This is a genomic window from Psychroflexus lacisalsi (assembly GCF_020164495.1).
GTDB lineage: Bacteria > Bacteroidota > Bacteroidia > Flavobacteriales > Flavobacteriaceae > Psychroflexus > Psychroflexus lacisalsi.
On record NZ_JAIQYZ010000002.1, the window covers coordinates 59,386 to 75,804 of the forward strand.

A 16,419-nucleotide genomic window follows, 5' to 3' on the forward strand; every position below is an offset into this window, starting at 1 on the left:
TCTTCTTGTGGGTCAGCTAACTTGCAAGAAGATTTTTTATGTTTAGGAAAGTAATTCAAATTTCAAATAAAATGAGTGATAAAATAAGAGTGTTTTGGTTCAGAAGAGATATGCGTTTTGAGGATAATGTGGGGCTTTATCATGCTCTTTCAGGAGAATTTCAAGTGCTTCCACTATTTATATTCGACAAGCATATTCTAGATGAGCTTCCTAAAGATGATGCACGTATCACTTTCATTCACGATGAATTACAAAAAATGCGCTCTTATCTTCAGGAGCATCACAATTCTTCTATTGCTACTTACCATGACACTCCAGAAAATGCAATAAAGCAACTCATTGAAGATTTTGAGGTTGAAGCCATTTACACCAATAGAGATTACGAACCATACGCTCAAAAACGTGATGCAAAAATTGATGCTCTGTTAGCTGAAAATGGTATCGAATTCCACAATTTTAAGGATCAGGTCATTTTTGAAAAAACTGAAGTTGAAAAAAATGATGGTGGGATGTATTTAGTGTTTACTCCCTACATGAAACAATGGAAAAAAGAATTTAAAAACATTGATTTTAAAACGTATCCTTCTGAAGATTTTTTAGATAAGACTTATAAAAATACAAGATTACCAAATGTTTCATTGTCTGACATTGGATTTGAAAGATCTTCTATAAAAGTACCCAAACATAATTTGGACAAAACTTTGCTTAAAGATTACGAAGAAACCAGAAATATACCTTCCATAGAAGGCACTTCCAGATTAAGTCCCTATTTAAGATTCGGCACCATTGGTTACAGAAAAGTTATTGAAAAAGCATTGTCTGTTAAGAATGAAACCTTTTTGGATGAATTGATCTGGAGAGAATTTTATAAAGCCATTCTATATCATTATCCTGAAACACAGGATAGAGCCTTCAAGCCCAAATACGACCGAATAGAATGGAGGAATAATGAAGAAGATTTTGAAAAATGGAAATCGGGACAGACAGGATATCCAATTGTGGATGCAGGAATGAGACAACTTAATGAAACTGGATGGATGCATAACCGGTTGAGAATGGTTGTTGGTAGTTTTCTTTGCAAACATTTGTTGATTGATTGGCGCTGGGGTGAGGCCTACTTTGCTAAAAGACTATTGGATTATGAAATGTCATCCAATGTTGGTGGTTGGCAATGGGTCGCTGGTTCTGGAGTGGATGCAGCACCTTACTTCCGGGTTTTTAATCCCTATTCTCAAACTGACAGATTTGATAAGGATAAAAAATTCATCAAAAAATGGGTGCCAGAATTTGAATCCGATAAGTATCCTGAACCAATGGTTGAGCATAAAATGGCTAGAGAACGTTGTCTGGAAACGTATAAAGACGCAGTAAAAAATTAAGAGAAAATAAAAATGGTAAATGTAGTATGGCTGAAGAGAGATTTGAGATTGCAGGACCATGCACCATTACATAAGGCTTTACAAAACAGGCATCCGGTTTTAATATTGTATGCATTAGAACCTATTCTTCTTCAAGATCCGCATTACAGCGAAAGGCATTTTAGGTTCATCAAAGAATCTTTAACAGATCTTCAAAAAGAATTAGCTAATTATCAAACCGAAGTATTAATTGTAAAATCTTCAGCAGAAAATGCATTTAAAAAGGTACATGATCAACTGAAGATAAAAAGTGTATTTTCCCATCAGGAGACTGGTTTGAGTATTACTTTCCAAAGAGACAAAAGACTAAAAAGCTTTTTTAATTCTCATAAGATTCAATGGAAAGAATTTATCAATAATGGCGTCATCAGAGGTTTGAGCAACCGAAAAACCTGGGTCAATTCCTGGGAGAATTTCATGAATCAAGAGGTAATTCCATTTTCTGCAAATCAAGATCAATTTGTCGAGCCCAAGACCATTCAAAAGCTTAAGGGCCAATTTGAAGCTGTAAATATTTTCGTAGAAAGAGATGTGAATTATCAAAAAGGAGGTCGAAAAACTGCTCTTCGTTATCTCAATAGTTTCCTTGAAGAGCGCTATCCCAACTATCAAAATCATATTTCAAAACCACTTTTGGCCAGAAAATCCTGTAGTCGATTATCGCCTTATATCGCCTGGGGAGTCTTATCAATAAGGGAAGTCATTCATGCTTCCATGGAAAAAGAAGAAAAAATTAAAAACAAGCAGGCTTTAAGTCAATTTCAATCACGATTGAGATGGCAGGCGCATTTCATACAGAAGTTTGAAATGGAATACAGAGCAGAATCCCGAAATTTCAATTCTGCATTTGATGTATTGAAGCATAAAAAAGATAATGTGCTGATTAAGGCCTGGAAAGAGGGTATGACAGGTTTTCCTCTTGTGGATGCAAGTATGAGATGCTTGACCCAAACGGGGTATCTCAATTTTAGAATGCGAGCCCTTCTGGTCTCATTTTTCACTCATTTGCTATGGCAAAAATGGCAGGATGCTTCAGAACATTTAGCGAGTTTATTTTTAGATTTTGAGCCAGGCATACATTATCCTCAGCTGCAAATGCAGGCAGGAACTACAGGTATCCATACGTTAAGGATTTACAATCCTGTGAAAAATTCCTACAAACACGATCCTGATGGAGAGTTTATTTTAAAATACGTTCCAGAATTGAATACGATACCAAAGGAATTTGTTCATGAACCTTGGAAATTAACCAGTATGGAACAAGACATGTATGGTTTCAAACTCGGTGAAGATTATCCAAAACCTGTGGTTGATTTAGAAACCTCTCGCCAATATGCCTCAGATTCTATCTGGAAAATTATTCAATCTGAAAGATCGAAAATTGAAGGAAAGAAAATTCTGAAACGACATACCATAAGAGGGAGTCGCTAGAAACCAACAATTTCTTAGTAAATCACTAAATGAATTGGGAGTTTCAGCTAGGAGGTACGGTTAATTAAACCCTCAGTTAGGAAACCTCTGTCTTGCTTTTTCTAAATCTTCTGGAGTGTCGATCCCAATACTTACTTCTTGCGTTTCCACCATTTTTATGGTTTTACCATTTTCCAAATAGCGAATGCATTCGATTTTTTCTGCTGATTCCAATGGGCTCATGGGCAGATTATAAAAAGCCATCAAAGCTTCTTTCCTGAAGGCGTAAATGCCCACATGTTTAAAATAATCGATTTGTAACTCTTTGGCTCTGTGAAAAGGAATTGGTGATCTGGAAAAGTAAAGAGCAAAATTATTGAGGTCTGTTATCACTTTGACATGGTTTGGATTTAAAATATCTTCTTCTGAAGTTAATTTTACTTTCAAAGACGCTAAATCTATAAGTCTGTCTTTATCTTCTTTGAAAACATTTAATAGTTTACTCAAAGCCTTTTCATTGATGAAAGGTTCATCGCCTTGTACATTGATAACAATGTCAACATCCATATCTTGAACAGCTTCCGCAATGCGATCGCTGCCACATTCATGTTCCTTTTTGCTCATGATCGCCTTTCCCCCTTCGTTTTCAATTTCAGAAAAAATGAGTTCAGAATCTGTAACAACGTAAACTTCATCAAACAATTCAGTTAGTTTTGCGGCTTCGTAAGTTCTAGTAATTACTGTTTTTCCAGCTAAATCCTGCATCAGCTTTCCAGGAAATCTGGAAGCTTGGTACCGGGCAGGAATCATTGCTATCACTTTGAAAGGCTTAGACATAGATTTAAAATTTAATTAAAGGTTTACAATTGCTTTTCGCTGAAAAAATCATCTTTAAAACCAATGAGGTATAATTTTTCTTTTGCTCGTGTACAAGCAGTGTACAGCCATCTTAAGTAATCTTTATTGATTCCATCTGGCAAATAAGGCTGTTCAACAAAAACTGTATCCCATTGTCCACCCTGGGATTTGTGACAAGTGATCGCATAACTAAATTTAACCTGTAAAGCATTAAAAAACGGGTTCTGTTTCACCTTCAGGAACTTTTTGTATTTGGAGGTGATGTCTTCATAATCTTTCATCACTTCCTGATATAGCTGATTGGATTGCTCGTAGGGCAAAGATGGAGAATTTAAGTTTAATGTATCCAACATAATAACCGTTTCAAAAGGTTTCATTTTAGGATAATCTACCATTTGAACTTTCACTTCTGCAAACCTAAATCCATAAAGTTCTTTGATTCCAAAAATTTCTAATATCTCAACGATATCACCGTTAGCTATGAAGCCAGCATCACTTTTAGGCTTGACCCAGAAGTAATTGTTTTTGACTACCATTAAAAAGTCACCAGGTGCAATTTCGTCTTCCCTCAGCAATATCCTACTCCGTATTTGCTCGTTGTACAGATTTGCTCTTTTGTTGGATCTCACAATAATAGCAGTTTCCTCATGACCAAGATTATCGTAAGCTTCGTTTATAGCATCCAGAATTTCGTAGCCGTCCACAAGTCTTACCATATCTGCCTTATCTGACAACTCAAATTTGAAGCTTTCAAAATCTTCATTTTCTATGGTTTCTCGAATTTTGGTGGCATTCAACAAAATACTGCTCTCAAGTTTTTGCCTTACTACCTCATCAAGCTCTACAGGGATGACATCCATTTGATAGTGGTTGGTCAGTGTTTTTTCGTCTAAAGCAGGGCTCAAGTTTGCTTTCACAGGAGGTAATTGAGCGGTATCACCAATAAAAATTAATTTGCAATTTTCTCCGGAATAAACGTATTCCATGAGGTCATCTAGCACAGAACCTCGGTTGAAAAGTTGATCTCCACTTGGGAAATCAGGAATCATGGAAGCTTCATCAACAATAAAAATTGTGTTTTTATGCTTGTTCACTTGAGGGACGAACTCTATTCCTCCTCCACTAGTACTTTTAGGTTGATAAATTTTTCTGTGAATGGTTTGAGCGTATTGATTGCTATAGTTTGAGATGACTTTAGCAGCTCTACCTGTTGGTGCCGCTAAAATAACCTTCTTTTTTACCTTCCAGATGTTTTTAACGAGCGTCCCTATAATAGTCGTTTTACCTGTACCAGCATAGCCTTTTAATAAAAAAATGCGATCCACTGAAGTTTCCAAAACAAACTTTGACAACAATTGCAAAGTAAGATCTTGTTTTGGTGTTGGAAGGTGCCCAAAATCAGTTTTGAGTGCTTCGTAAAACTCTTGATTGTTCATAAAAGAAGATACAATTCGTAAATTTCAAATATAAGCACGATTTTTTGGTAGTAAACTTTTGTGATTGAAAAAAAGTTGTAGTTTTGTCTAAATCAAAAATTCTTAATTTTAAGTTATGAAGATTGTATTTCAGATTGTTTTGTGGGTTGTTATCGGAGTTCTAGGCTACTTCACTTATAATGCGGTTTACGGACCTGTCGAATTTAATAAAATAAGAGACAGAAGGTACGTAGACATTGTTGAGAAAATGAAAGACATCCGTGATGTGGAGTTAGCTCACAGAGAAATTATAGGTAACTATGTTGGAAATTTCGATGATATGATTAAATTCATTGACACTGCTGAATATGTTATCACGCAAAGAAGAGATACTACTTTTCTAGACGAAGAATACCTTAAAACCTACGGAGTTGACAGGTATATTCAAGACGTAGTAATTGATACTTTAGGGTTTGCAGCTGTAAAAGATTCCATATTTGGTGAATCAGATAGATACAAGCAAATAATGTATATCCCTCATACAGACAAAAAGACATTTGAAATTGATGCAGGATACATAGAAGAAGATGGTAATAAAATTCCTGTTTTTGAAGTAAATGCTCCAAAAGACTTAATTCTTGCAGACCAAAATAGAGATTTGGTTATCCAGGAAAAGCAAATAAAGTCTGTAGATGGTGTTGATGGAGATGCTATTAAAGTAGGATCTATGAAACAAGTCAATACAAATGGTAACTGGCCAAAAAACTTTGGTGACAATTAATGAGTGAATACTCGATACATACTTATAACAGACTATCCATCTTAATTTTACAAGATGGATTTTCTTTTTTAGTACTTAACGAGTATCAAACTCCACTAGTTTTTGAAAATTTTAAGCTGGAAGCTACTTCTTCTGCATCCGAACTTTTAAAGCTTTTAAGATCAAAAATCAATTCTCAGTTCTTAAATTATTATGGGATCAAGGAACTTGAAGTCATTTATGGAAATCCTCAATTCAGCATTGTTCCCCAGGAATATTTTGAAGAGTCTCATCTGCCTCACTATTTAAAATATAGCTCAAAACTTATAGAAGGTGACGATTTCTCCTATGATGGAATTCAATCTATACAGGCGAATACGGTCTATATTCCTTATATCAATATCAACAACTATCTGTTCGATGAATTCGGTAGCTTTAAATTCACTCATTTAGTTTCAGGTTTAGCTGAAAATGGATATGAAGAAAGGTCTATTTCAGCAGAATATTTGAAAATTCATGTGTGCAAAAACCAATTCTACCTCACAGCATTTAAAAATCAAAAATTACAACTTGCAAATGCTTTTTCCTTTGAGACGGCAGAAGATTTTGCCTACTATGTGTTGTTTTCAATTGAAGAATTAAATTTTAACAGAGAGGATTTGATTATTGATTTTACAGGAAATTTTTATAATTCTGAAAACAATATCGCTTTCACAATACTTTCAACCTATATACGACATATGCACTTCAAGAATAAAGAAGATTTATCTGGTTTTAGTTTTAAAGAAGGATTTAACGAGCATTTTAATTTAGTATAACTTATGAGAATAGTATCTGGAAGTCTTAAGGGACGAAGAATTATAGCTCCAAAAAAGCTTCCTGTAAGACCAACTACAGACATGGCTAAGGAAGGTTTATTCAATATTCTGAATAACAGATTACACTTTCAAGACCTAGAAGTAATCGATCTTTTTGCTGGAATAGGAAGTATTTCTATTGAATTTATTTCCAGAGGAACTCAACGCATTACCGCTGTTGATTCAAATTACGACTGCATTAAATTTTTAACCAAGACTTCTGAAGAATTAGATTTGAATTTGAACATTATAAAAAGTGATGTTTTTGATTTTTTAGAAAAAACACCTCAGAAGGCAGATCTTATCTTTGCAGATCCTCCCTATGGAATACCTCTGGAAGAATTTGAAAAGATTGAAAACAGTGTAAGAGAACGTGAACTTTTGAATGAAGATGGTTTACTAATTATTGAACACTCGAAACATACAAAGTTGGAACATATAGATACCTTTTCAGAACAAAGAAGGTATGGGAATTCTGTGTTTAGCTTTTTTAAAATTTAGCTCCCGGCATTTTTTTTAAGTGAAATCTTTTCTAAAAAGAAATTCCAAAAGAGATTAATTACCTTTGTAAAAATTCAAGCATGAAAAGTTTTTTGCCTTCAGAACTGGAAACTAAAAATATATACGGACTCCTTTCTGGTTCTATAGGACCAAGACCCATTGCTTTTGTAAGCAGCGTCGATAAAAACGGGAAACCCAATTTATCTCCTTACAGTTTTTTCAACGTTTTTAGCGCTAAGCCACCTATTTTAATATTTTCACCAGTAAGACGGGTAAGAGACAATTCTATCAAACATACCCTAGAAAATGCTATGGAGTATAAAGAAGTGGTTATCAATGTTGTCAATTGGGATATGGTACAACAAGTCTCACTCTCGAGTACAGAATATGATCAAGGTATAAATGAATTTGAAAAAGCTGGTTTTACTATGCTTGAATCGGATCTAGTCAAGCCGCCAAGGGTAAAAGAATCTCCGGTTCAATATGAGTGTAAGGTCAATGAAATTATCTCACTTGGAGAAGAAGGCGGCGCAGGAAATCTTGTTATTGCGGAGGTGATGAAAATTCATATCCGGGAAGATTTGCTTGATGAAGGTTTACACATCGATCAACATAAAATAGACTTAGTATCCAGAATGGGTGGAAACTGGTACTCTAGAGCAAATGAAGGCATGTTTGAAGTTGAAAAACCTATACATAAAACTGGAATTGGTGTTGACCAATTACCGAAATCTGTAAGATTGAGTACAATTCTAACAGGCAACGATCTGGGAAAGCTTGGAAATATTGAAGGCTTACCAGATAGAACTGAAATTCAAAAATTTATTTCTGAAAATCATTTAGAACATTTTATAGAAGAAAGCACTGATGAGCGCATACATGTGATCGCCCAAGAATATATAGAAAAAAATGAGCTTGAAAAAGCTTTAAATATTTTACTCGCAAAACAATAATTATGGAAGTACAAGGAAAAATTAAAGTCTTAGGAGAAACCAAAGAATTTGGTAGTAATGGTTTCAGAAAAAGAGAGATGGTTGTCACCACTGAAGAACAATATCCTCAACATATTCTTATTGAATTTGTTCAGGATAAGACCAACTTATTAGACAATTTTAATGTTGGACAAAACGTGAAAGTCGGAATCAATTTAAGAGGTCGTGAGTGGGTAAGTCCACAAGGAGAAACCAAATACTTCAATTCTTTAAATGGCTGGAGAATTGAAAACTTGGAGCAAAGTAATTCTGCCGGGGCTCCTCCAGTTCCACCGTCGGATCAGTTTGAACCTGTCCAAGACTTGAATGATGATGACGAAGATGATTTACCATTCTAACTCGTGTTCAATCATAAATACATACAGCTCTAGACGTTTATCTAGAGCTTTTTTTATTTTTACTCTGGAAATATTTAAAATAATAACCATCTCTTGATCGCTAAACTTGAACTCTTTTTTGCAAAAGTACTCCCCTCACCTTTCACCCTAAGTATTGGACTTACTTTGCTTACTCTTGTTTTAGCTTTTGTCTTCGGCGATTTCTCTACCGACCATTCTCAAGTAATTTCCACATTACAGGCATGGCAATCTGGAATATGGGATCAAGACCTGTTGGTTTTTGGCTACCAAATGATGCTGATTTTAGTTCTGGGTCATATTTTAGTTTTAAGTAGTCCTGTAAATAGACTTCTTGAATTTATAACAAAAGGTGTTACAGATACCAACACTGCGATCGTCATAGTAAGTGTAAGCACAATGCTAATGGGATTTTTCAACTGGGGTTTAGGGCTGATTTTTGGAGCTATACTCGCCAGAAAAATTGGTGAAAAATCTGCAAAAGAAAACTTAAACATCAACTATTCACTCATCGGTGCTTTAGGTTACTCTGGAATGATGGTTTGGCATGGCGGTATTTCTGGCTCAGCTCCGTTAAAGGCGGCAGAAGATGGTCATTTACATTCTATCATGAGTGATTTTCCTGCTGGTTTTCCTTCAGAAATATCTACTTCTGAGACTATTTTTAGTTGGAGCAACATCATCATATTTGTCATAATTCTTATAGTGGTTCCTTTAATCTTCAGAAGCATAAAGCATAAATCCTCTTCCAGGTTTGATGTCTCCAGTCTCTTAACTGAAGTGGGATTAATTTCAGAAGAAAAAAAGGCGCACCCTATTGAAAACAACAGGGTTGTACCTCTAATCTTTGGAGGATTGATTAGTTTATGCTTCTTTGTGGTGTATTTTGAAAATCTACTACAACTCAATATCACTCCCAATATGCTCAATTTTCTAATGCTTGGACTGGGAATTTTATTTCATAAATCTATTATTCAGTACCTAGATTCTCTTTCTCAAGCTATTAAGGGAGCTTCAGGAATTTTAATACAATTTCCACTCTATTTTGGAATCATAGGAGTGATGAAGGAGAGTGGACTGGCTGTAAACTTTGCCCAATTTTTTATTAGCATTTCTACTGAAACAACATTACCTATTTTTACGTTCATCAGTTCTGGAATCGTAAATATTTTTGTCCCCAGTGGTGGAGGGCAGTGGGCAATACAAGGACCCATTGCCTTACAATCTGCTACAGAACTTGGCGTGGAACTCCCCAAAATCATTATGGCCTTGAGTTATGGTGACCAGATTACAAATATGCTTCAACCCTTTTGGGCTTTACCGCTTCTTGCCATAACCAAGTTAAAAGCAAGTGATATTTTCCCATTCACTTTTATATTATTTATTATTGGGAGCTTTATTTTTATAACAGGATTACTTATTTTTTGAAACATGTATAAACTCACTAAAGACATCATATTTCCACATCCAAAATTTGCAGACGACAAGGGTTTATTGGCTTTTGGAGGAGATTTGAGTTTGGAGCGAATCAAGGTTGCTTATGAAAATGGGATTTTCCCTTGGTATGAGGAAGGACAACCAATTTTATGGTGGAGTCCAGATCCTCGAATGGTCCTGTTTCCCGAAAACTTAAAAGTCTCAAAATCTATGAAGAAGCTTTTTAAAGAAAAAGCCTTCAAAGTGACTTATAACAAGGATTTTGAATATGTGATGCGCAAGTGTGCAGACATTAATAGAGATCGACAAGACGGCACCTGGATTACTGAAGATATGATAGAAAGTTTTATCAAACTTCATGAAGCTGGATTAGCAAAATCTGTTGAAGTCTGGAAAGATGATAAAATTGTGGGTGGTCTTTATGGAATTCTACTAAAGGAAAAAAAAGTATTTTGTGGAGAGAGTATGTTTACTGAAGTAGACAATGCATCGAAGTATGGATTTATTACACTGGTTAAAAATATGGAAAAAAATGGCATTAGTCTTATTGACTGTCAGGTTTACACCAAGCATCTGGAAAGCCTTGGCGCAGAGGAAATAAGCAGGCATAACTTTTTAACCATTTTAAATTCCAAGGTCTAAGAAATTCGAGTTCCATTTTTTAAACTATGATCTGGTGATAATAGGGATATGCCAATTTCATCATCTACTCCAGCGAGGACTAAACACTCACTCATCATTGTAGCGATTTGTTTGGGAGGGAAATTGACAACTGCTATGATTTGTTTTCCAATAACTTCCTCTGGTGAATAAAGCCTGGTGATCTGAGCGGAAGAACGCTTCACTCCTAGCTCTCCAAAATCAATTTCTAGTTTGATGGCTGGCTTCTTAGCTTCCTTAAATATTTCAGCTTTGAGAATTGTGCCAACTCTAATATCCACTTTTTTAAAATCGGACCAGCTTAGATTATTTTCTGAAGTATTCATAGTTTTTTTAGTATAATAAATCCTTATATCAAAATTAGATAAAAGTAATTTTCTTTTATAATTGCCTTAACGAACTAGATTTTAATAAATACTAAGTTTACAAAAAAATAAATAATAATGAGTGATCAAGCTTTACTAAAGCCTATTAAAATGGGCGATATGGAATTAAAAAATAGAGTGATTATGGCTCCAATGACAAGAAATCGGGCCAATAATGAGCATAATGCACCTACGGACCTTCATGCAGAATATTATAAACAACGCGCAAGTGCAGGGCTTATAATAAGTGAAGGAGCCCAAATATCTTATCAAGCCAGAGGATACATCAACACTGCAGGAATTCATCTAACAGAACAAATTGAGGGTTGGAAGAAAGTTACAGATGCTGTTCATGAAGAGAATGGAAAAATTTTCGTTCAGTTATGGCATGTAGGAAGAATTTCACATCCAGACTTTCATAATGGTGAAAAACCAGTTGCTCCAAGTGCAATTAATGCAAATGCACAATGTTTTACAGAAGAAGGTTTCAAGGATACTGTAGAGCCAAGAGCTATGACTACAGAGGAAGTTAAGGAAACTGTTCAGGATTTTAAAAGAGCTGCCAAGAATGCAGTAGACGCTGGCTTTGATGGTATAGAAATTCATTCTTCAAATGGATATTTACTTCATCAATTTTTTAATAAATCCTCCAATCAGCGAACAGATGAATATGGTGGATCAATTGAAAACAGAGCTAGAATACTTTTTGAAATTATTAATGCCATTAAAGTTTTTATGCCAGAAAATAAAATTGGTGTGAGACTGAATCCTTCATTACATGGAATATTTGGAATGGAAGCCGATGAAGAAACCATTCCAACTTTTGAATATATCGTAAAAAAGTTAAATGATTATGACTTAGCTTACCTTCACTTGTCTGAACCTTTCAATGATGTAAGTGAAAAAGATTTTCTAGTCAGCAATATTGCAGAACACTTCAGACCTTTGTATAAAGGTAACCTTATGATCAATGCAGGCTTTGACCAGGATAGCGGAAATAAAGTTATCGAAGAAGGGCATGCGGATATGGTAGCCTTTGGTAAATTATTTATTTCTAATCCGGATTTACCTGTGAGATTTGAAAAAAATGCAAAAATGCAGGACTGGGATCAGGACACCTTTTATGCAATTGGAAAAAAAGGTTATACAGACTATCCTAAGCTTGAAGAACAAAAATAATTTAATTTTGTTTAATTTTTAACAATAAAAGATTAAACAATATCTATTTTTAGGTCGATTAAATTTCGACCTTTTTTTATGCCTTATTTTTCAAAAGAAGACATTATCAACTTACCTGGAATTGAGCGAATGCACCTTATCAATTCATGTGGTGGTATTAAATCGGGAAATCTTATTGGCACTGTTTCGAAAGCTGGAGTTTCCAATTTAGCTGTATTTAATTCAGTGATTCATTTGGGCAGCAATCCACCGATGTTAAGTTTCATGTTGAGACCTACTACTGTAGAGCGTCATTCCTACGATAACTTCTATCAAAATTCGTATTTCACAGTGAATCACATTCATGAAGATTTCGTGGATAAAGCACATCAAACTTCAGCTAAGTATGAAGAAGATGTTTCAGAATTTGAAAAGGTAGGTTTAACCGAAGAATATATTCAAGACTTCAAAGCACCATTTGTCAAAGAATCAAAAATAAAGATGGGATGTAAATACATCAACGAATATTACATCGAAGAAAACGGTTGCAGATTAATAATTGGAGAAATTCAGCATCTTACATTCTATGATGGATTACAAGGTAAAGATGGATTTTTAGATTTAGCAAAAGCAAATTCAGCTGGAATAATTGGGCTAGATGGCTATGTAAAAGCTCAACTTATTGAGAGATATGAATATGCCAGACCAGATCAAACTTTAAAACCTTTGAAAAGATAATGGCGCATAAAAAAGTAAATCTACCGGAGAAGATATGTGCAACTTGTGGTTTACCATTTACCTGGAGAAAAAAATGGGAAAAGAATTGGGAAAACGTAAAATATTGTAGCGAAAAATGCAGAAGAAACAAGACATAAATGTAGTTTGGTTCAGGAATGACCTCCGCACTAGAGATCAAAAATCATTGCAGGATGCTTGCCAACAAAAAGAACCAGTAGTTGGAGTGTATTGCTTTGATCCGAAACATTATGAAACCACAAAATATGGTTTTAAAAAAACCGAAAAATATAGGGCTAAATTTTTAATAGAGTCGGTTACTCAACTCTCCACAAATCTGAAAAATTTAAATATCACCTTACAGGTTGAGCACGATGAACCGGCAAATGTGTTGAAACAACTCGCCGAAAAGTATAGCATCAAGACCGTTTTTTTTCAAACTGAATGGACTAAGGAAGAAAAACAAGTAGAGCTCGAAGTGAAGTCAGTGCTTACAGAAACGAATTTTATTGATAATTACAATCAATTTCTGTTTCATCCGGACGATGTTCCTTATGACAATTTTAGTCAGATTCCAGAAGTGTATACCAACTTTAGAAAAAAGTGCGAAAAGCAAAGCGAGGTAAGAGATGAAATTCCATTACCTGAGAAGCGCCCAGAAGAAAATTTACTGGATATCAAAACCGAAATTCCAAGCCTAACAGATCTCGGCTTAGAAGAATTTGAAATGGATGAAAGATCTGCATTCCCATTTCAAGGTGGTGAAAATGAGGCCTGGGAACGTCTTCAGCATTATTTCTGGGACACAAAAAAACTCCAATATTATAAAAAAACCAGAAATGGTTTATTAGGTCAAGATTACAGTTCCAAATTTTCTGCATGGTTAGCCAACGGATGTATTTCCGCGGTTTCTATATATCATGAAGTCAAAAAATTCGAAAAAGAAATCAAAAAAAATCAAGACACATATTGGTTAATTTTCGAACTCATTTGGAGGGATTATTTCAAATACGTTTCACTTAAGCACGGTAATAAAATATTTCAATTGGAAGGTATTACCGACAAGAATTATGACTGGGGAAATAGCAGTAAAGCTATCAACCAATGGATTAATGGTAACACTCCAGAATCATTTGTCAATGCCAATATGATAGAAATTCGTGAAACTGGCTTTATGAGCAATCGCGGAAGGCAAAACGTCAATAGCTACTGGGCTAAAGAATGGAAGCAGGACTGGAGGATTGGTGCTGCTTATTTTGAATCCATGTTGGTGGATTATGATGTCCACAGCAACTGGGGCAACTGGATGTATAACTCTGGAGTGGGCAATGATCCTAGAGACAGAAAATTCAATATAAAAGGTCAAGCAGAGCGTTACGATTCCAACGGAAAGTATCAAAGAACCTGGTTGCAGGACTCTTTGTTTTAAAAGCCAGGAACCTGCTCTCAGCTTTATCTTGGTCCATGAGCTCTAGCAAACTTGGCTTTATAAAAAAGCTTCTTGTAAGTCGCTTTCTAGAAAGCAGTTTGCAAAGTCACTCAAAGATCAAGGATATCGCTTCCATCAGGGCTATTAAGCTAAGAGATTTAAGCAAATGAAAACACGAGATTTATTGTTCAGGATTAATTTAGAATAAAACGATGAAAAAGACTTTAAGATATATTCTCGGAGACCAACTCAATCATAATCACAGTTGGTTTCAGGAAAAAAATGAGAACGTCATTTATTTTATGGCAGAGACTCAACAGGAAACCGGCTATGTGAGACATCATGTCCAGAAAGTAGTGGCTTTTTTCCTTTCTATGAGAAATTTTGCTAGTGAGCTGAAAGAAAAGGGACACCAGGTTATTTATTACGAAATAGATGATAAAAATAACGAACAGGATTTACCTGCCAACATCAAAAAAATCATAGAACAAGAACACATAGACCACTTTGAATACTTGTATCCGGATGAATACAGGCTTGACATTAAATTAAAAACCATCTGTAATAAGTTAGATATAACAAGTGAAGCTTATGACACTGAACATTTCTACACTAGAAGAGAAGATATAGAAAAATTCTTCGAAGGCAAGAAAGAAATGACCATGGAATATTTCTACAGAGACATGAGAAAAAAACATGGCATAATGATGCTGAATGATAAAAAACCTGAAGGTGGTGAGTGGAACTATGATAAAAGCAATCGAAAAAAATGGACAGGTAAACCAGAAATCCCAGAAGCCAAAACATTTGATAAAGACGTCAGTAAAGTATTAAAACAACTTGAAACCATGGATGTAAAAACTATGGGAAGAATTGACAAAGATAATTTCCCTTGGCCTACATCAAGAGAAGAATGCCTGGATGTGCTCGATTACTTTTGTGAGAATTTACTTGTTCATTTTGGTGACTATGAAGATGCACTTCACACTGACCAGAAGTTTTTATTTCATTCAAGGCTTTCCTTTGCTATGAATTCTAAGATGTTATCTCCTAAGGAAGTCATAGAAACAACTTTAGATTACTATTATGATCATAAAGAAGATATTAATATTTCTCAAATTGAAGGCTTTATAAGACAGATTTTGGGTTGGCGAGAATTTATGAGAGGAATTTACTGGAAAGAAATGCCGGGCTATAAATCCAAAAATGAGTTAGATAACACCAATAAGCTCCCAGATTTTTACTGGACAGGAGAAACAGATATGAACTGCCTAAAACATTCTGTCAATCAAAGTCTTGATGATGCTTATGCGCATCACATTCAACGATTGATGATTTTAGGAAATTTTGCTTTGCTGACCATGACTGATCCAGATGAAGTAGATGCTTGGTATCTTGGTGTCTACATCGATGCTATAGAATGGGTCGAACTAACCAATACAAGAGGCATGAGTCAATTTGCAGATGGAGGCATTGTAGCAACCAAACCTTATGTATCCAGTGGGAGTTACATCAATAAGATGGGGAATTACTGCAAGTCCTGCAAATACTCTGTGAGTAAAAAAGAAGGCGATGATGCTTGCCCATTCAACAACTTATACTGGAATTTCCTTTATGAAAAGCAAGAACATTTTAAAGGAAATATGCGAATGAATATGATGATGAGTCTTCTTAAAAAGATGAAAAAGGAAACACTTGATAACCATATTAATCGCTCAAGAGAAATAATAAAAAACCCTGATAATTTTTAAAATATTTAAGAAATTTCTATACTTTTGGCTTTCAATCAAAAATCAAAACAAATGAAAAAGTCAATCTTATCTATTACAATGGCTGCACTTCTTGGATTAGGAGTAGTGAGCTGTAGAGAACAAAAAAGTGATGCTGAAAAAGCAGCGGACGAAGTAGAAGAATCCATGGAAGATGCTGGTGATGCTCTAGAAGACGCTGCAGACAAAACTGGTGATGCAGTAGAAGATGCTGCTGAAGAAACTGAAGATGCAATGGAAGAAACTAAAGAAGAGATGTAATTTGCATTTTAAATTCTTATCATAAAAAGCTTACACTG

Annotated in this window: 18 protein-coding genes; 15 read left to right on the top strand and 3 right to left on the bottom strand. The window is 35.0% G+C overall.

The features are described from left to right. Nucleotides 1-71 precede the first annotated feature (71 nt). Complete coding sequence (locus tag LB449_RS07575; protein ID WP_224454495.1) at nucleotides 72-1,379, top strand: cryptochrome/photolyase family protein; 1,308 nt, start codon at nucleotides 72-74, stop codon at nucleotides 1,377-1,379. Between the two features lie 12 nt (nucleotides 1,380-1,391). After that, complete coding sequence (locus LB449_RS07580) at nucleotides 1,392-2,849, top strand: cryptochrome/deoxyribodipyrimidine photo-lyase family protein (protein ID WP_224454496.1); 1,458 nt, start codon at nucleotides 1,392-1,394, stop codon at nucleotides 2,847-2,849. Nucleotides 2,850-2,921: 72 nt separating this feature from the next. Here LB449_RS07580 and kdsB read toward each other — a convergent pair whose 3' ends face one another. Then, complete coding sequence (kdsB, locus tag LB449_RS07585) at nucleotides 2,922-3,665, bottom strand: 3-deoxy-manno-octulosonate cytidylyltransferase (protein WP_224454497.1); 744 nt, start codon at nucleotides 3,663-3,665, stop codon at nucleotides 2,922-2,924. A gap of 23 nt (nucleotides 3,666-3,688) precedes the next feature. Beyond that, nucleotides 3,689-5,122, bottom strand: coding sequence for an ATP-dependent DNA helicase (locus LB449_RS07590; RefSeq protein ID WP_224454498.1), 1,434 nt, complete (start codon nucleotides 5,120-5,122; stop codon nucleotides 3,689-3,691). A gap of 115 nt (nucleotides 5,123-5,237) precedes the next feature. On the opposite strand from LB449_RS07590, the gene LB449_RS07595 reads away from it, so the two are divergent. The 7 genes from LB449_RS07595 (at nucleotide 5,238) to aat (ending at nucleotide 10,646) form a co-directional block, all read left to right on the top strand. Beyond that, nucleotides 5,238-5,882, top strand: a complete 645-nt coding sequence (locus LB449_RS07595; protein ID WP_224454499.1) for a hypothetical protein — start codon at nucleotides 5,238-5,240, stop codon at nucleotides 5,880-5,882. Then, entirely contained in the window at nucleotides 5,882-6,679 is a 798-nt protein-coding gene (locus LB449_RS07600) for a DUF3822 family protein (RefSeq protein ID WP_224454500.1), read from the top strand. Before LB449_RS07595 ends, LB449_RS07600 begins: the two co-directional genes overlap by 1 nt. Before the next feature lie 3 nt (nucleotides 6,680-6,682). Continuing rightward, entirely contained in the window at nucleotides 6,683-7,219 is a 537-nt protein-coding gene (locus LB449_RS07605; protein WP_224454501.1) for an RsmD family RNA methyltransferase, read from the top strand. A gap of 80 nt (nucleotides 7,220-7,299) precedes the next feature. Next, on the top strand, nucleotides 7,300-8,172 hold the full coding sequence (locus tag LB449_RS07610; protein WP_224454502.1) for a flavin reductase family protein: 873 nt from the start codon (nucleotides 7,300-7,302) through the stop codon (nucleotides 8,170-8,172). 2 nt (nucleotides 8,173-8,174) lie between these two features. Beyond that, nucleotides 8,175-8,549, top strand: a complete 375-nt coding sequence (locus LB449_RS07615; protein WP_224454503.1) for a DUF3127 domain-containing protein — start codon at nucleotides 8,175-8,177, stop codon at nucleotides 8,547-8,549. Nucleotides 8,550-8,642: 93 nt separating this feature from the next. Then, entirely contained in the window at nucleotides 8,643-9,995 is a 1,353-nt protein-coding gene (locus tag LB449_RS07620) for a short-chain fatty acid transporter (protein WP_224454504.1), read from the top strand. A gap of 3 nt (nucleotides 9,996-9,998) precedes the next feature. Beyond that, nucleotides 9,999-10,646 carry a leucyl/phenylalanyl-tRNA--protein transferase gene (gene aat, locus LB449_RS07625; RefSeq protein ID WP_224454505.1) on the top strand — a complete coding sequence of 216 codons (648 nt, stop codon included), beginning with the start codon at nucleotides 9,999-10,001 and terminating at the stop codon, nucleotides 10,644-10,646. Here the strand turns inward: aat and LB449_RS07630 are convergent. Next, entirely contained in the window at nucleotides 10,643-10,990 is a 348-nt protein-coding gene (locus LB449_RS07630; protein WP_224454506.1) for a tRNA-binding protein, read from the bottom strand. The genes aat and LB449_RS07630 overlap by 4 nt on opposite strands. Before the next feature lie 117 nt (nucleotides 10,991-11,107). Here LB449_RS07630 and LB449_RS07635 point away from each other — a divergent pair, with 117 nt between their 5' ends. The 6 genes from LB449_RS07635 (at nucleotide 11,108) to LB449_RS07660 (ending at nucleotide 16,381) form a co-directional block, all read left to right on the top strand. Beyond that, nucleotides 11,108-12,208 carry an alkene reductase gene (locus LB449_RS07635; RefSeq protein ID WP_224454507.1) on the top strand — a complete coding sequence of 367 codons (1,101 nt, stop codon included), beginning with the start codon at nucleotides 11,108-11,110 and terminating at the stop codon, nucleotides 12,206-12,208. Nucleotides 12,209-12,286: 78 nt separating this feature from the next. Further along, on the top strand, nucleotides 12,287-12,925 hold the full coding sequence (locus LB449_RS07640; protein ID WP_224454508.1) for a flavin reductase family protein: 639 nt from the start codon (nucleotides 12,287-12,289) through the stop codon (nucleotides 12,923-12,925). After that, nucleotides 12,925-13,062 carry a DUF2256 domain-containing protein gene (locus LB449_RS07645; RefSeq protein WP_224454509.1) on the top strand — a complete coding sequence of 46 codons (138 nt, stop codon included), beginning with the start codon at nucleotides 12,925-12,927 and terminating at the stop codon, nucleotides 13,060-13,062. The genes LB449_RS07640 and LB449_RS07645 overlap by 1 nt, the downstream gene beginning before the upstream one ends. After that, on the top strand, nucleotides 13,041-14,351 hold the full coding sequence (locus tag LB449_RS07650) for a DASH family cryptochrome (protein WP_224454510.1): 1,311 nt from the start codon (nucleotides 13,041-13,043) through the stop codon (nucleotides 14,349-14,351). Before LB449_RS07645 ends, LB449_RS07650 begins: the two co-directional genes overlap by 22 nt. Before the next feature lie 212 nt (nucleotides 14,352-14,563). Further along, entirely contained in the window at nucleotides 14,564-16,102 is a 1,539-nt protein-coding gene (locus LB449_RS07655; protein ID WP_224454511.1) for a cryptochrome/photolyase family protein, read from the top strand. A gap of 51 nt (nucleotides 16,103-16,153) precedes the next feature. Beyond that, on the top strand, nucleotides 16,154-16,381 hold the full coding sequence (locus LB449_RS07660; protein ID WP_224454512.1) for a hypothetical protein: 228 nt from the start codon (nucleotides 16,154-16,156) through the stop codon (nucleotides 16,379-16,381). Nucleotides 16,382-16,419: the final 38 nt, after the last annotated feature.